Below are 16,060 nucleotides of genomic sequence, written 5' to 3'. Positions count from 1 at the left end.
GGTTACGTCTACCGAACAGGCGCATAAATGGTTTTGCCAACCGGTTTAAGCAAGTGGGTTGCCTCCTGGAAATGCTCAGAGTGGCCTGCAATATATAAACTGTCTTGCTTCATATTGCCCACCAGGTTGTTTAACACTTTGTACTGCGTGGGTTTATCGAAATAAATCATTACATTACGGCAGAAAATAACGTCCATTTTCTCTTTAAAGCCATAGTCATCGTGAAGCAAGTTAATCTGACGAAACTCGACCATTTCCCGCACTTCATCGACCACTCTCACCATACCGGACTTAGGCCCTGTGCCACGATAGAAAAACTGCTTCTGCAAACTCTCGTCCATTTTTTCAATAGACGAGTACTTGTAAATGCCGTTTTTTGCCGTTGCCAGCACTTTAGAGTCGATATCCGATGCATAAATTTTAATGCCAGTGCGAAACGTACCAAACACTTGTGCCAACGTCATCGCAATAGAATAAGGCTCTTCACCGGTACTGCTTGCTGCACACCAAATAGCGGTTACGTTTTTATGCGTGCGGAGAAACTTCTCCAGTGCAACAAAGTGATGCACCTCGCGAAAAAACGATGTGAGGTTGGTAGTGAGCGCATTAACAAACTCTTGCTGCTCAATGTCATCTCTTTCTACTTTCTCTAAATAATCTCGGAAGCTTTTAATTCCCAACGCCCGAAGGCGTCGGGAAAGGCGGCTATACACCATGGTTTCTTTCGAGTCTGCTAGCCTGATCCCAGCAATTTTAAACACGGTGGCGCGCACCCGTTCGAAGTCGTCCTGACTATATGCGTACTCTCTGTCGGTCTTCTCCGCGGATGCTGTTGCCATTTAGAACGACTCCCACTCGTTTTCGCTAGGTGTACTCGGCTTGAGCGCTCGCCCTGTGTTCGCAGCCACGCGCATTGCAGGTTTACTGGTAACGTTAGATGAACGCTTAGGTGGTGGCGCAAGCATGCTACCGCCATCCAGCTTAAACATCGCCACGCGCTCAGACAGGCCAATGGCTTGCTGTTGCAGGCTATCAGCCGCTGCTGCCGCTTCTTCAACCAGTGCCGCGTTTTGCTGCGTCATCTCATCCATGCTATTCACCGCTTTACCCACTTCTTCAATGCTGGTTGCTTGCTCAGAAGAAGCCGCGGAAATTTCAGACATGATGTCGTTAACCCGCTGAATTGCGGTAACCACTTCTGCCATGGTATCGCCAGACTTGTTCACCAATTGGTTACCGCCGTTCACTTTCGATACCGAGTCGGAAATCAGCTCTTTAATTTCCTTCGCAGCTTCGGCTGAACGCTGAGCCAGGGTACGAACTTCGGAAGCAACCACGGCAAACCCGCGACCTTGCTCACCGGCTCTTGCGGCTTCAACCGCGGCATTCAGTGCCAGAATGTTGGTTTGGAAAGCAATGCCATCAATAACCCCAATGATGTCGGAAATTTCCTGCGCAGACGCATTAATTTCGCCCATGGTGGTAACCACCTGACGAATCAAGTCGCCGCCCTCGTTGGCAACTTTCGATGCCTGTGATGCCAGCATGTTGGCCTGCTCTGCGTTTTCTGCGTTCAGGCGCACCGTGCCGGTAAGCTCTTCCATGGCCGACGCCGTTTCTTCCAGACTCGAAGCCTGCTGTTCGGTACGACTTGAGAGGTCAGCGTTACCCGTGGCAATTTCAGAAGAGGCGGTATTGATGGTATCTACGGCATCATTAATGGAACGAATGGTGCCAGAAATCTCTTCCGAGAAGGAGTTGATGGCGTCTCCAAGTACCGCAAATTCGCCTTCGTAGTTTTCAGTGATACGTTGGGTAAGATCACCCGCCGACATAGCAGACATCACATCGCTGATGCGGCTGATAATGGCTTTAATATCACTCACAAACTGGTTGATGGAGTTACCCAATTCGGCAAAGTCACCATCAAGGTTTAGCGGTGGCGTATCCAAGTCACCCACCACCAGCTTTCTCATAGTGGCACGAATAGCCTGCACCGCCTCAACCCTAGCGGTAATATCAACAGCATATTTCACCACCCGGTAGGGTTCGCCGTTCTGGTCGAGAATTGGGTTATAAGACGCCTGAATCCAGACATCATCGCCCGCTTTATTGATGCGGCGGAATTCGTCAGAGAAATAAATGCCTTTCTTCAACTGATCCCAGAAAGATTGGTATTCTGGACTTTTGCGATATTCGGCATCAACGAACATGCTGTGATGCTTACCTTGGATTTCCTCCAACGAGTAACCCATGGCACCGCAGAAATTGTCATTCGCATGAATAATCGTGCCATCAAGGTTGAATTCAATTACCGCTTGCGCTCGATTAATCGCCTCGATTTGTCCGCCCCAGAAAGCGTTTTTGACCTTTTCATCGGTGATGTCTGTGGCGAACTTCACGACCCGAATCACTTTGCCGTTTTCATCGTAAATGGGGTTGTAAGACGCGTTGATCCAGATTTCAGACCCGTCTTTGCGAATTCGACAGAATTCACCGGCGAACACTTGCCCTTTAGCCAGATTGCGCCAGAAATCTTTGTACTCCGCTGAAGAAACATAGGCGGGCAAACAGAACATACGATGGTGCTGACCTTGAATTTCCTCAAGTTCATAACCTACCGCACCGCAGAAGTTTTCATTCGCAGTAATGATGGTGCCGTCGGGCTCGAACTGAATCACAGCTTGAACGCGATTGAGTGAGTCTGTCAGCGCTTTGGTTAGCTGGTCAGCTTCGTTGTCGATAAGCTCGACACTGTATGCCGTAGCTTCGCCGCGAATATTTTTTAGCGGCGTCACTTTTAGTTTCACGCTTCGGGAAGGCAGTGGCAATGCTGTAACACCACCTTCGGGTGACGCGTTTGCTGCCTGTTGGACAGCAGAAGCCTGTATACCTAATGCAGAAATGTTGCTACCCACCACCATTGCTGCAGAGAAGCCCCCGTTCTTGGCGCGTATATCACTTTCAATACTCGCTAACAGCGATTTCGACGCTCTGTTGGCCACAACAATATTCATCTGGCTGTCTAGGATCAGTAGGCTGGATGTCGATGCGTCCAGCGTCTGCATGCTTTCCAGCGACCCGATGACCGCATTATCTTCACCACTCAACCATTTAAAAACACCCATCGATTACTCTCCTACGCCAGCCTGACCAATCTCAACCAGACCGAGTTCATTACTGTTAATTAAGCTTTCAATATTGACAAGAATGACCATGGTTTCGTCCACATCCGCCAAGCCATGTAAATAACGACTATCAAATGCCACACCAAATTCCGGGGGTGGCAACATTTCTTCATCTGACAGGCGGATAACGTCGGAAACGCCGTCCACCACAATGCCAACAATTCGCTCATCGACACTCAGCATAATTACTATGGTGAATTCGTTGTAAGTAGCTTCACCAACGTTGAACTTAATCCGCAGGTCTACCACTGGAACTATATCGCCCCGCAGGTTCATGACCCCTTTTATGAAGTCAGGGGCATTGGCGATTTTTGTTACCTGCTCGTAACCGCGAATTTCTTTAACCGTTGTGATATCGAGGGCGTAGTGCTCGTCGCCCAGGACAAAACTCAGAAACTCACGGTCGTCACCTGCCATATCGGTTTGTTGTACGGCGGCTTCGCTCATACATTCAGCTCCTCTTCCGCGCTTGCTAACGTTAGTTAAAAATCACTCATTCACACTTCAGCCCAAGCCATGAGTGGTCGTAGCGCTGGATCTTGGGGATCATAGCCAGTGCGAACTGATGATTAAGCTCGCGGGACCACTGGGCTCATTTTTTTACTGATTAGGTACTGACACGACGTTGTTTAATTTTTGTGCCTCAATAGTATTTAGTCGAGGAATCAAAAAAATGCGACTTTCAAAGTGACCCTTAATGGTAAGTTTATTTATACCTACTTCGCCGGATTCATCACAAACAGCTGACTCGCTTGATTTTTATGGTTTATTTTTGTTGTCGCGATAACAATAAAATTTGCCGCAATATCTGTGTTCGGGCAGTTGCACATACGTTATGAATGCCAGGGGAACCTTGTCTAGCAGATACAAGACAACTGATTTCCGTTAAAAAATAGGTATAAAAAGATGCTTAGTACATGCCGTTATCGGCTCATGAGCTTGCCTAAAACTGCAATCAACTTATTGGGGTCAAAGGGCTTAACCATCCAACCTGTCGCACCGGCTGCCCGCCCCTGCTGCTTCATGTCATCACTAGACTCGGTAGTCAGCATCACGATGGGAGTGCGCTGGTAGGTTTGCTTAGTCCGCAACGCGCGAATAAGACTTAAGCCGTCCATGCGTGGCATATTTTGATCGGTTAACACAAAGTCGAAGGCTTTGTTTGAGCACACCTCGAGGGCATGCTGTCCATCTTCGGCCAATGTCACGTCGAAATCTGCCGAACGTAATGTCATCTCTACCATTTGCCGAATAGAGACTGAGTCGTCTACCACTAAAACCCGTGCTTTCATTGTGTGATCTCCACTTTGAATATTGCCCGCACTTCACACTGATAATGCATTGATACAAAGTATGATCTGAATGTGTAATTCCGAAATTATACTTTTGACCATTTGGCGACATTAGGACTTAACACGACATTTGCGACAACGACTTTTGGATCTTCATAAAAAATTGTTTTGATTAGAAAAAAATCACTTAACTGTTGCTTTTGAGCTCGCAGCAGGCAAGCAGGGATGCCTGCCTATACAAAGTTATACAAAGGCATAACATTAAGGCCTTCTCAATCAGCAAGGGAAGTAAACATCAACTGGTAGCTCCTACCTTGAAATGCGGCCCTAAAACTGCTGATTATTTGTTCTTCGTCAAATACCGGCAACTCATCGCACCTTATGATGAAAAATAGTACAGGTGACCTTATTTGGTTATTTGTACCCTACCTCCCCTTTCAGGGAGACGCTTCTTACAAATCCATCAGGAGGACTTATGTCCGTTACACCTCGCACTGTCACCTCACCTAAAAAATTCTATATCGGTAAAGGCCTTCTTGGTCAGCTCAGTGAATATGTGAGCGACTTCGGTGATAATGCTTTCATTATCAGTGATGAATTCATTCTTAATCGCGTAAAAGAAGAAGCCGTTCCCGGCCTGAATGAAAACAGCATTAAATCTCACGTCGAAAAATTTAATTACGAATGTACCAAGCAGGAAGTACAACGCCTGGCGGCGCTTTCTGAGGAAAATCATGCCAACGTAATCGTGGGAATAGGTGGCGGGAAAACGCTGGATTCCGCCAAGGCCACTGCTTATCACCTTAAATTACCCGTCGTGCTTTATCCCACTATTGCCTCTACTGATGCCCCTTGTACTGCTCTGGCAGTACTGTACAAAGAAGATGGCGAATTCGACGAATATTTGTTCCTGCCACAGAACCCAGATGCGGTTATCGCGGATATGAATATTCTAAGTGCCGCCCCGGCTCGATTCTTCTCTGCCGGTGTGGGTGATGCCCTTGCCACTTACTTCGAAGCCCGCACCTGTTATGCCTCAGACGGGGTGAACCTGGTTCTGAAAAAGCCATCCCGCACTGGTCTTGGTCTGGCTGAACTTTGTTATACCATGCTGCGCGAAAACATTGATGCAGCAATGGGTGCCATCGACAATAAGATTGTGACACCAGCACTCCAGCAGATTGTCGAAGCGACCATTTATCTTAGCGGTGTGGGGGCTGAAGCGGGTGGTTTGGCAGCAGCGCACGCGGTGAATAACGGTATGTCTGCAGTACCTGATTTACACAAAGTTCAACACGGCGAGAAAGTGGTGTTTGGTTTGTTAACGCAACTGGTGCTTGAAAACGCGCCCAAAGCGGAAATTGATGAAGTGGTCCGCATCATTAAAACCGCACGTCTACCGCTGACACTGGCCGACATGGGGCTGAAAAACTTCGTTGAGGAAGAATGGCGCACAGTGGCTAAAATTGCCTGTGCCGAAGGCGATACTATGGGCAACATGACCATGGAAGTCTCTGAAGACGATGTTTATCAAGCAATGATTGCCGCGAATGCCATGGCTGAAAGATACAAAGCGCAAGCATAAGCTTTCCACTTTTACTGAGATTACAGCCGCCCAACGTTGCACAACGATGGGCGTCTTTACACTATGACCCCGATTCAACAGAAGCACAGTAAGCTGCAAATAGCGCTGCCACATCATCTAGGGCAGAAGCCAATCCGTGATCACTATTCACAAGATGCAGCGCGGCAAGTTTACTGCGGGCGAAGCTCACACTATTGTCGAACGGGATCACCTCATCATTCCAGCCATGCACAATGCTGGTATTACCGCTGAAAAGATAACTCTGCCGACTGTAACCAGGCATGAACAATGCCGGTGCCATCAAGAATAAGCCTCTTGGCTGCAGTTTCTCTGCCGCCACCAGCGACACATAGCCCCCCATACTTGAACCCACCAATAGATCCGGTGCCGCACTGTTCTCACAGTGACTCAATAGCTGTTCTACCCGTTGGTCAGGATCAAGAGTATCGGTGTAATCCAGGCTTTCAACCGTGTGCCCCGCACTTTCAGCTTCGGCGGCCAGCCTACGAATTTTACTGCCCCAAGGACCGCTTTCCTTACCGTGTGAAAAAATAATGTGCATGGTGAGTACTCCTTACGTATGTGACTTCCAATTAATTATGATGTACCACTGATAAGCTCCAGATCCCGCTGCAGCGAACGGGTTAGCCACTCTGTCATCGAGCGCAATCTTTTGGTCTGGAGCTTCACTGGCGCATACAGCAGATGCACAGGTAACGGACGAGGCTCATAGTCTTCCAACAAGATACAAAGCTCACCACGCTTAACTGCATCTATGACTTGATAGTGCAAAAAACGACAAAGCCCGACACCGTTAATACAAGCATTCAAAGCGACGTCTACCTGGTTGGTTGAAAGTCGGCTCTGCAATGGCATTTTAACCACTTCCCCATTGGTCTCAAAAGACCATTCGTCGCTGTGATCCAGTGCGCTTAGTTGAATAGAAGGCTGGTTGCGGATGTCCTCAAGGGAGCGAATCATCACTCTGGACGCTAAAAAGTCGGGACTAGCGCATAATACGTGTCGCATTTTACCTAACTGCCGGGCCACTAAGTCGTGATTACCTATGCGACCAATGCGCACCGCAATATCAATCCCCTCAGACAACATATCCACCGTGCGATCGACAAAAATCAGATCCACCGTCATTTTCGGATACTTCCCCAGATAGGCATTTATTTTGGGTGCCACATGGCGCTTGCCAAACGTGACCGGTGCGGTAACAGAAACACGTCCAAGGGGCTCAGCCTGTCGCTCTGACAGCATGGATTCAGCATCTTCAATTTCGCTGAGAATGGTGCGGCACCGTTGGTAATATTCACGCCCCTCGTCTGTAATCACAATTTTGCGGGTATTTCGATTGAACAAACGTACCCCAAGGTTCTCTTCAAGCCCGGCTAAACTCCGCACTACAGAAGTCAGCGACATGCTGAGCACTTTCGCCGCCCCGGTGAGACTATTGGCATCAGCAATTTCAACAAACACCCGCATGGCTTTTAGTTTGTCCAACGTGCAATTCCTCTTGTCGAATTTCCAATTAGTGCGAAAAACGGTTTACAGAAATCAACTATTGCATATTTTTTGCGAAAAGCGGACCGATTAATCTGTTTGAAACTTGTTAAAAAGACACCCGCCTGGGGGAGAAAATGATGAAACTCTACGATTTAGAATTATCTGGTAACTGCTTTAAAGTAAGACTGTTCGCCGCGCTGGCTAACATCGATCTCGACATTATTCCCGTTGATTTTCTCGGCGGCGAACACAAATCTGAAAAAATGCTGGCGCTGAATCCCTTCGGCGAACTGCCGGTGTTCGAGCATAACGATGTGGTATTACGTGACGCGCAGGCAATTCTTGTTTACCTGGCACGCTTCCATGAGCTGGAAAGCTGGCTGCCTTCTAACGCAGCAGAAATGGCAGACGTACAGCAATGGTTGTCTACCGCATCGAATGAAGTTCAGCATGGCCCTAATGCATCACGCTTAGTGGATAAATTTGGCTACGAACTTCACAAACCTACCACTATTGCGAATTCTGAAAGGATCCTGGCACTGCTGGAAGACCACCTGCAGCACAACGACTGGCTGGCACTGGCTCGCCCAACCATCGCCGATTGTGCGGTTATGCCTTATGTCGCACTGGCACCAGAAGGTGGCGTTTCACTTGCCGACTACCCTGCGATTAATAAATGGATAGCACGCATCAAGGCGCTTCCTGGTTTTAATGGTATGCCGGGAATTGCGAAATAAGCGCTCTATACGAACCCGTTGCGATGGGCTTTGAGTTAAGCCTGCAGCGTTTTACGGAGGCCACCTGGTCTCCGTTTTTTTGCCGTTTATTGCACTTCTGGCAAAGTTGTTATGAATACCGATTTGCAAACGAGGATTACGCTGCTTTTCATAACCCAGCGTAGAAAACTCCCGCTCCATCAGTTCGCCACCACACACCGAGCCTGCGCCATAAGCGGGGTAAACGACTACGTGATCAGGAAGATGCATCAGTTTATTTAAGCTTTGAAAGAGTACAGATGAAATATAAGCTTTGTCTCCGGAGTAACCTCCGGACAGACCTGCATTGCTGACAAACAGAGTTCCACCGGTGAATATCACTTCAGTCTTATCGCAAATGCGGGTATTGGCAACCTGATAACACACGCTGTCTTTGGTATGGCCTGGTGTTTCAAGTACAGTCACTTTCAGTTTACCAGCGTAAAGTACATCACCATCCTCGACGGCTGTTGTGTAGTTATTGATGCAATCTCTGCGAACGCCGTGATAAACAGGAATATTAAGAAGATCGGCGAGCGCTTGGCCGCCAGAGACAAAATCAAGGCTTCTGTGCGTTTCCAACACAAAGCAGATCTTCACACCGAGGCCTTCAGCAGCATTCAGGTATGTGCCGATATCCAAATGAGGGTCGACAACAATTGCCTTTGTTCCTTCAGAAATAAGGTATGAAAGCTGAGCGAAACCTTCCGCCTTGAAAGCTCTGACTTGCATGGGATACTGCCTAAAAATATAACGTCTCGTTTATATTATTTTAGGCAGCATTTAGATCATGACGGTTAGCACCGTGGACAGGCGCTAACCGAACAAGATTTTACTTCTCCAACACGGTAAACGAGATATTGCTTGGCATGTCTTCCGTGCGATACACGCGGTGGAAGGCTTTCACAAAATCACTGTCATCGGCTTCAAAGATATTTTCTACGTACTTCTGCGGGTTCATGTCCATGAACGGGAACATGCTGCTTTGTACCTGAATTTGCAGTTTGTGGCCCCGTTTGAAGTCGTGCAGTACATCGTACAGCTGGAACTTCACTTCAGTAGGCGTGTTTGGCGTAAATGCCTCAGGCTCACTGAAGCTGTTACGAAAACGGCCACGGATAATGCCCCAACGTACCAGCTCATGGCGGTTGTCGGTTTCGCGGTCGACCTTATTGGTGTTTTCATCCACTCCCGGGAACACATCAACAATTTTCACCACGAAGTCTGCCGCAGATTCAGTGGTAGATACCCACAGCGATACATCTACTGGACCGGCAATGGTCATGTCCGATTCCATAGGCTCAGAATTATAAATCAGTACGTCAGGACGGCGTGCAGCAAAGCGCTGATCTTCCGCCATGTACGGGCGATCCCAACCGCGGCTGATACTTGCAGAATGTGGAACCGGTTTATTCGGGTCGCTGAGGTATTCGTCAAAGCCTTGTTTGTCGGCAGACGGCTTATCAGAAATTGATTCATCTGCCGTTAGGTACCAGGTTTTCTCGCTCACCTGCTTTGGCGGCCAGGTTTCAAAGGTACGCCAGCGGTTTGCACCGGTTTCGAACATGGTGGTTTGCGGCTTGTAGGCCACTTTGCTGTCGTCTTTTAAATGTTGATTAAAGAATGGCAGCAAGATGTTGTCCTGGAAGTAGATGCTGGTTTCAAAACCGAACTGTGCCAGTCCCAGGTTTTCGCCTTTGTCGCGGATCCACTGACCGTGATACCAGGGGCCCATCACCAGTTGTACATTGTCTTTCTTGTTGTTGTCAGACATGGTTTTGTAAGTCGCCAGAGGACCATACAGGTCTTCGGTGTCGTACCAGCCACCCACAACCAGCACGGCAGGTTTCACATCATCAAGATGCTGCAGTACATCACGGGCTTTCCAGTAATCGTCGTAGTTCGGGTGCTGAGTGAGCTCATCCCAGAACGGACGTTCATGGTGGAAGTATTTCTCATTCACATTCTTCAGAGAACCTAGCTCATGATAAAACTGGTAGCCATCTTGTGTAGGCAAGTCGCGGCGATCTTCAGACCAGGGAAATACGCCGTCACGAGGCTTATCGAATGAATCAAAGAAGATAAACGCCATAGGCGTTGAGAACGCACCGTTACGGTGGAAATCATCGAAGAACCAGTCAGCAATGGGGGCTTGTGGAGAAATCGCTTTCAGTGCTTTGTGACTGTTAATCGCGGAAACTGAGGTGTAATAACCCGGATACGAAATACCCCACTGGCCTACTTTGCCGTTGTTGTTAGGAATATTCTTTACCAGCCAGTCGATGGTGTCGTAGGCATCTGTCGCATCATCCACGGCTTTCTTGCCGCGCTTGTAAGCATCCTGGGGACGCATGTTCACGAACTCGCCCTCGGACATTTGCTTACCGCGCACGTCCTGAAATACAAAGATAAAACCTTCCTGCTCAAACTTCTCACTGGGGCCTAAGCGGGTTTTATATTTGTCGGTGCCGTATGGCGCAACACGATAAGGCGTGCGCTGCATCAGCATGGGATATTTCTTCGATTGGTCGTTGGGCACATACACTGAGGTAAACAGAGTTTTACCATCGCGCATGGGAACGTTGTACTCATACTTTGCATAATGTGAGCGAATATATTCCGCCCGTTTGTCTTCCGTCGCCGCAGTGGCACTAAAAGCGGAAAACAGTACCGCCAGCGCCAGCAAAAATGCTGGCAACTTTACCTTTATTGTCATAGTTATCTCCGGGTAATCGTTCAGAGTTGGTTCGCCGCCAATGCACGCATGCGCAGCGTGAACGCAGTCTAGCACTGTTACTGGTGCGTAAAGGGCGGGTTTCTGATGAAAGCGGTAGATGATGCGGTTGTCGGCGAGAGTGTATGGTTTGAGGCGAAGGCGCTCCGTAGATGAAGCGCCTTATGAACACCAATACCAGGTGAAGAGGTTTAGGTGATTTAACTTTCTGGTTTATTCAACATCTCATCATGTGCATCCATCTCCCAAGGCAACTCACCAGGGCTGGTGTCGAGGAAGTGAAGATAATTCTCGAACTGATCCAGAATATCCTTCGCAATACTCTGTTTGTCATATCCGTAAATGTCGTAAGCCTGACCACCCCGACGCAGGAATACTTCTGCGCGGAAATATTTTTCTGATTCATCGTCTTCGTGACGCAGCTCAGCATAGCTGAACCCCGGAACCAGATGCTCGGTCATGCGGATGTCGTAAATAAAGTCCATGTGCTCGTGGCGCTCCACGGTAAAGATAGCCCGGCCCATCTCACTGTCGAATTCCACGTTTGCATCCCACTCTTTGTGTTTAAGCTCAGACTGCATTTCATTCATGGCTTCAATAACGGTCGTTTCAATAAATTCGTGCACCTCCTTGCGGGTCGGGTAATCCACCATGGCCGCCAGGCGCCCTTTGAGGTTTGTAGAGCGCCCACGATTGCGGTTCAGCGTGTTCGCCTGCAGGCTGTTGTTGCGATAACCTTCGATGATAAGCGCGCGCCACAACCCGGCAGCAGCCATTAGCATGATTACGGCAAACGGCAGTGCACTGGTTATCGTCATGGTTTGCAACGCACTCAGCCCGCCTGCCAGCAACAGCACTGCGGCAACCGTGCCTTCCAGAAACGCCCAAAAGATACGCTGCCATACCGGGCTTTCTTCCTTACCTCCTGAAGCCAGGGAATCGATGACTAAAGAACCAGAATCTGAAGACGTCACGAAGAATGTGATAATGAGCAGCACCGTAAGGCCAGACATTATCGACGAACCCGGCAGTAAGTCGTAAAGCTTAAATAGCGCAATGGCTTCGTTATCCTGCACATCGGTGATCAATGTATTCACGCCTTCGTTCATGATGGCGTTCAGCGCGGTATCGCCAAATACGGAGAACCAAAGAAAGGTAAACATGGTAGGCACCAGCATCACCCCGAAGACAAACTGACGGATGGTTCTGCCGCGGCTGATTTTAGCGATGAACATGCCCACAAAAGGTGCCCAGGCGATAGTCCAGCCAAAGATGAACAGGGTCCAGTTACCAATCCAATCGCTTCGGCTATACGCCTGAATGTTAAATGTGCGCTCAACAATGCCGCTTAGATAGCTGCCCGTGTTCTGTAGAAACGCTTCAAGAATATGTACCGTTTCACCGAAGATAAACACCGTGGTCATCAATGCCACAGCGAGGATCATATTCAAAATAGATAAGCGTTTTACGCCCTTGTCCATACCCGCAATTACCGAAACCGTCGCCGCAACGGTGACAATAGCAATGGTGCCCACCTGCACCATGATGTCGATGGGAATATCGTCTGAAAGATAATGCAGGCCCGCGTTTATCTGCGTGACCGACAAGCCAAGCGTGGTGGCAATACCGAACAGTGTGCCCAGAATCGCGAACACGTCGACCGCATGCCCAATTGGGCCGTAAATTTTGTCACCGATAAGCGGATATAGCGCAGAACGAATGGAAAGCGGTAAGCCGTGACGAAAGGCGAAGTAAGCTAGCACCAGGCCCACCAGCCCATAAATCGCCCAGATATGGAAACCCCAATGAAAGAACGCAATCTGCATGGCCTGCCTGGCGGCGTCTACTGTTTCAGCCGCACCTGCGGGCGGTGAGGAATAGTGTAAAACCGGTTCCGCCACACCAAAGTAAAGCAACGCCACACCGTAGCCAGCAGAAAACAACATGGCAAACCATTCGGGAAAACTGTACTGGGGCTCGGCGTGGTCAGGGCCCAACTTAATGTTGCCCCAACTCGATGACGCCACAGCAACAATGAATACCAGAAAAATGGCCACCGACAGCATGTAGAACCAGCCAAAGGTTTTGGTGATCCAGGCGAGCGTGGCATCAAATGCCTCCCCTGCCAGATCGGGGTTACTGATAGTACCAATCACCAACAATAAAATAATGGCTACGGCCGGAAGAAATACAGGAAGGAGAATGGTAGAGCTATTCGCTTTGCCTTTCATGAAAAGTCCTTGTCAGTGACAGATAAGTTGCGTGCTGTTGGTATTGTTTTAACTTTCTGTTTACTACTGGAAGGAGGATGGATTGGTTCAGGTTGTGAATGCTTGCCGATTTATAATGAATATAATAAAAGTCGCCCAAGGTGAAATACTAAACTATGCTTTAGTCAGCCAATTCACTAATGGAGAACATTATGAAAAGTTGGGAAGAACATAAGGAAGATATGAAACGCGAATCACGAAGGGAGTGGATTTTTGCTATGTCTTACTCGCTGTCGTTAGTCGCTATTTGTTTTTTAGTCGCCTAAATTCATTCGGAATGAGAGGAGCCAGGAATTAACTAAAACGCCTAGCCCTATCCACTATTGTTAAATTACTCAGGTTTCGCCAACACCTTCAAAGTGGCTAAAGTCAGTGCTTCGGTGGCGCTACTGATCACCTTTTCAGCATCTGGTGCCCAGAATGGGCTGTGTAACGAAGGCAGTTTTTGGTCTCCGCTTTGAGCGGCTTCCCAGCGATCTTCTGGCACACCGCCCACCCAGAACAAAAAACTCTTAATGGATTTATCTGCCCGGTAGTATCGACCGAAATCCTCACCCGCCATGGTTGGTGGCACTTCGGTAACCATCTCATCCCCCATTTCAGCGCGGAAGAAATCTGTCATTTCCACTGCGAATTCAGGCGGATTGTAGGCTGCTGGGGTGTATTCGTCTTTCACCAGCACTTGCGGCAGCATGTCATCAGGCAAACCAGCGGCAATTCCCTCACCTTTGGCGATACGGGCAATACCATCTAGCAGTTTCTGTCTGGTTTCATCGGAGTAGCTTCTCACCGTTAGTAACAGTGTCGCTTTATCTGAAATGATATTGTGCTTGGAGCCACTGATGAAACTGCCTACAGTAACTACCGCCGAATCCAGAGGATCCAGCTCCCGGCTAACCAGGGTTTGAAGAGAGGTAACAATGCGGCTGCCCAGTACCACAGGATCTTTGGTTGCCTGTGGATACGCACCATGCCCCCCAATACCTTTAATATTAATGTCCACGCTGTCTACGTTGGCGAAGGTGAAGCCCGGCGTATAGCCAATAACGCCTGCCGGAATGGCAGCCGAGTTATGAAAGGCAAACGCGTAGTCAGGTTTGGGGAAGCGTTCATATAAACCATCCGCCAGCATATCGCGAGCGCCCTTACCCCGCTCTTCTGCAGGTTGCAGAATCATTACCACCGTACCGGACCACTGATCTTTGAACTTCACTAATTGCTGGGCGGTACCCATCCAGCCAGACATGTGGGTATCGTGAGCGCAAGCATGCATTACACCGGATTCCACGCCGTCATCGGTGGTTGCTGTAACCGTAGAAGCGAAAGGCAACCCGGTTTGCTCTATCACGGGTAAGCCGTCCATATCAGCGCGAATAAGTACCACCGGGCCAGGACCATTTTCCATCACTGCCACAACACCGGTGCCGCCAACTTTCTCAGTGACCTCAAAGCCAAGCTTGCGCGCTTTGTCGGCCAGTAACTTGGCGGTTTCTACTTCATAACCACTCAGCTCAGGATTCGCATGGAGGTGCTTATACAGCTCCATTAGCTGAGGAAGGTCATCCTGAATTGCAGACTCAACCGCCACCGGCTCAGCCAGTGCCTTGGCACTACTAAAACCTAACACCGCCAGGCACACACCTGTTTTCAAAAATTTGTTCATTTCAGGATCTCCTTGTTTGTAAAAACAATACCCTAGAGGGGGAGAGGATGAAATAGTGATGAGCTGGACGTTAACGTAGTTATTGGCAGGCTGAGCGAATTGCGCTTTAACAGATAAGCAATCAGGAAGGAGCACTACATCGAACCTGACTACTGGGCTCGAATCAGCACAAACATCGAGTAGGGTGAGGCATCACCGCCTCATCCCTCTCACAGAACCGTACGTACGGGCCTCGTATACGGCTCCTGTACAGTTTATCCAGCGTAATTGCTGGGCACATTTCCCGTTCTAACGTCTTCCAGATTCACCAGTCCAAGTTCGTTAAACCAGCTGTTTGGCATCGCGTAGCTTGCCAGTGGGCTTCTTGCGCTGCGCCAACTCGTCATGCTCATGGACGCGAACTTGCCTTTGTAGCCCCGCTGTCGTAGCCAGCGATGCAGGCGGCTCGCCTTTTTCCATAACTTCAGTTGAACACTGCGCAGTCTGCGTCTCAGCCAACTCGCGATTTGCTTGAATGCCCTGCTGGCATTGGCAATCCTGAAGTACTGGCTGAACCCTCTTAGCAGTGGATTCAGTCTGTTGATGACATGTGACAACGGTTTTCCCCCGTTGCGTTTTGTCATCTCCTTTAGCTTCATTTTGAACAATGCCAGTTTCTTCGCTTGGATTCGGGTATATTTCGTCCCGATTTCCACACCAAGGAACCTGACACCCGCATCACTGTGTGTGATGTGGGTTTTCTCTGTGTTCACGGTCAGCTTCAGTTTACCTTCAAGGATTTGGGTCGCTTGTCGTTGCGCATTCTCTGCCGCTGAACGACTGCGACACAAGATAAGAATATCATCAGCGTAGCGCACTATGCGGTGGCCACGTTGCATCATCTCCTTATCAAACGCATCCAGATAGATGTTCGCTATCAAGGGGCTGATTACCCCACCTTGCGGACTCCCTGTGTCTGTCTGCTGCCAATGGCCTTCAACCATCACCCCACTTGTTAAGAACTGGCTGATTAAGCGCAGCACGCTACCATCACGCACCCGCCGTTTAATGCTTTCTATGAT

The 16,060-nt window shown here is 48.9% G+C and carries 13 protein-coding genes; 2 read left to right on the top strand and 11 right to left on the bottom strand.

Annotated features, from left to right (window positions below; translation table 11 throughout):
- Positions 1 to 8: 8 nt before the first annotated feature.
- The 4 genes from BFC18_RS15255 to BFC18_RS15240 form a co-directional block, all read right to left on the bottom strand.
- A complete protein-coding gene (locus tag BFC18_RS15255; RefSeq protein WP_070126422.1) occupies positions 9 to 839 on the bottom strand; it encodes a CheR family methyltransferase in 831 nt (276 codons plus the stop codon).
- On the bottom strand, positions 840 to 3,128 hold the full coding sequence (locus BFC18_RS15250; RefSeq protein WP_070126421.1) for a methyl-accepting chemotaxis protein: 2,289 nt from the start codon (positions 3,126 to 3,128) through the stop codon (positions 840 to 842). It lies immediately after the preceding gene.
- A 3-nt stretch (positions 3,129 to 3,131) separates the two neighbouring features.
- Positions 3,132 to 3,635 (bottom strand): chemotaxis protein CheW, encoded by a 504-nt coding sequence (locus BFC18_RS15245; protein WP_070126420.1) that lies wholly within the window; start codon positions 3,633 to 3,635, stop codon positions 3,132 to 3,134.
- A 476-nt stretch (positions 3,636 to 4,111) separates the two neighbouring features.
- On the bottom strand, positions 4,112 to 4,480 hold the full coding sequence (locus tag BFC18_RS15240; protein ID WP_070126419.1) for a response regulator: 369 nt from the start codon (positions 4,478 to 4,480) through the stop codon (positions 4,112 to 4,114).
- A gap of 475 nt (positions 4,481 to 4,955) precedes the next feature.
- Here BFC18_RS15240 and BFC18_RS15235 point away from each other — a divergent pair, with 475 nt between their 5' ends.
- Complete coding sequence (locus tag BFC18_RS15235; protein WP_070126418.1) at positions 4,956 to 6,065, top strand: glycerol dehydrogenase; 1,110 nt, start codon at positions 4,956 to 4,958, stop codon at positions 6,063 to 6,065.
- A 61-nt stretch (positions 6,066 to 6,126) separates the two neighbouring features.
- On the opposite strand, the gene BFC18_RS15230 is transcribed toward BFC18_RS15235, so the two are convergent.
- On the bottom strand, positions 6,127 to 6,627 hold the full coding sequence (locus BFC18_RS15230) for a YqiA/YcfP family alpha/beta fold hydrolase (protein WP_070126417.1): 501 nt from the start codon (positions 6,625 to 6,627) through the stop codon (positions 6,127 to 6,129).
- A 35-nt stretch (positions 6,628 to 6,662) separates the two neighbouring features.
- On the bottom strand, positions 6,663 to 7,574 hold the full coding sequence (locus BFC18_RS15225; protein ID WP_070126416.1) for a LysR family transcriptional regulator: 912 nt from the start codon (positions 7,572 to 7,574) through the stop codon (positions 6,663 to 6,665).
- Positions 7,575 to 7,711: 137 nt separating this feature from the next.
- On the opposite strand from BFC18_RS15225, the gene BFC18_RS15220 reads away from it, so the two are divergent.
- Positions 7,712 to 8,314: a glutathione S-transferase family protein gene (locus BFC18_RS15220; protein ID WP_245680406.1), complete on the top strand. Its 603-nt coding sequence runs from the start codon at positions 7,712 to 7,714 to the stop codon at positions 8,312 to 8,314.
- Positions 8,315 to 8,365: 51 nt separating this feature from the next.
- On the opposite strand, the gene BFC18_RS15215 is transcribed toward BFC18_RS15220, so the two are convergent.
- From BFC18_RS15215 to BFC18_RS15195, 5 genes are all read right to left on the bottom strand, one after another.
- The gene (locus BFC18_RS15215) at positions 8,366 to 9,064 is read right to left on the bottom strand and encodes an MBL fold metallo-hydrolase (RefSeq protein ID WP_070126415.1); all 699 of its coding nucleotides are present in this window, start codon (positions 9,062 to 9,064) and stop codon (positions 8,366 to 8,368) included.
- A 100-nt stretch (positions 9,065 to 9,164) separates the two neighbouring features.
- Entirely contained in the window at positions 9,165 to 11,048 is a 1,884-nt protein-coding gene (locus tag BFC18_RS15210; protein ID WP_245680405.1) for a CocE/NonD family hydrolase, read from the bottom strand.
- A gap of 218 nt (positions 11,049 to 11,266) precedes the next feature.
- Positions 11,267 to 13,297, bottom strand: a complete 2,031-nt coding sequence (locus BFC18_RS15205; RefSeq protein WP_070126414.1) for a BCCT family transporter — start codon at positions 13,295 to 13,297, stop codon at positions 11,267 to 11,269.
- A gap of 370 nt (positions 13,298 to 13,667) precedes the next feature.
- On the bottom strand, positions 13,668 to 14,999 hold the full coding sequence (locus BFC18_RS15200) for an amidohydrolase (protein WP_070126413.1): 1,332 nt from the start codon (positions 14,997 to 14,999) through the stop codon (positions 13,668 to 13,670).
- Positions 15,000 to 15,253: 254 nt separating this feature from the next.
- Positions 15,254 to 16,060, bottom strand: an 807-nt coding sequence (locus tag BFC18_RS15195; RefSeq protein WP_245680317.1) for a reverse transcriptase domain-containing protein, incomplete at its 5' end; no start/stop codon positions are given.

It is taken from the genome of Alteromonas confluentis, from assembly GCF_001757105.1.
GTDB lineage: Bacteria > Pseudomonadota > Gammaproteobacteria > Enterobacterales > Alteromonadaceae > Alteromonas > Alteromonas confluentis.
This window is presented reverse-complemented; position numbering and strand designations above follow the sequence as displayed.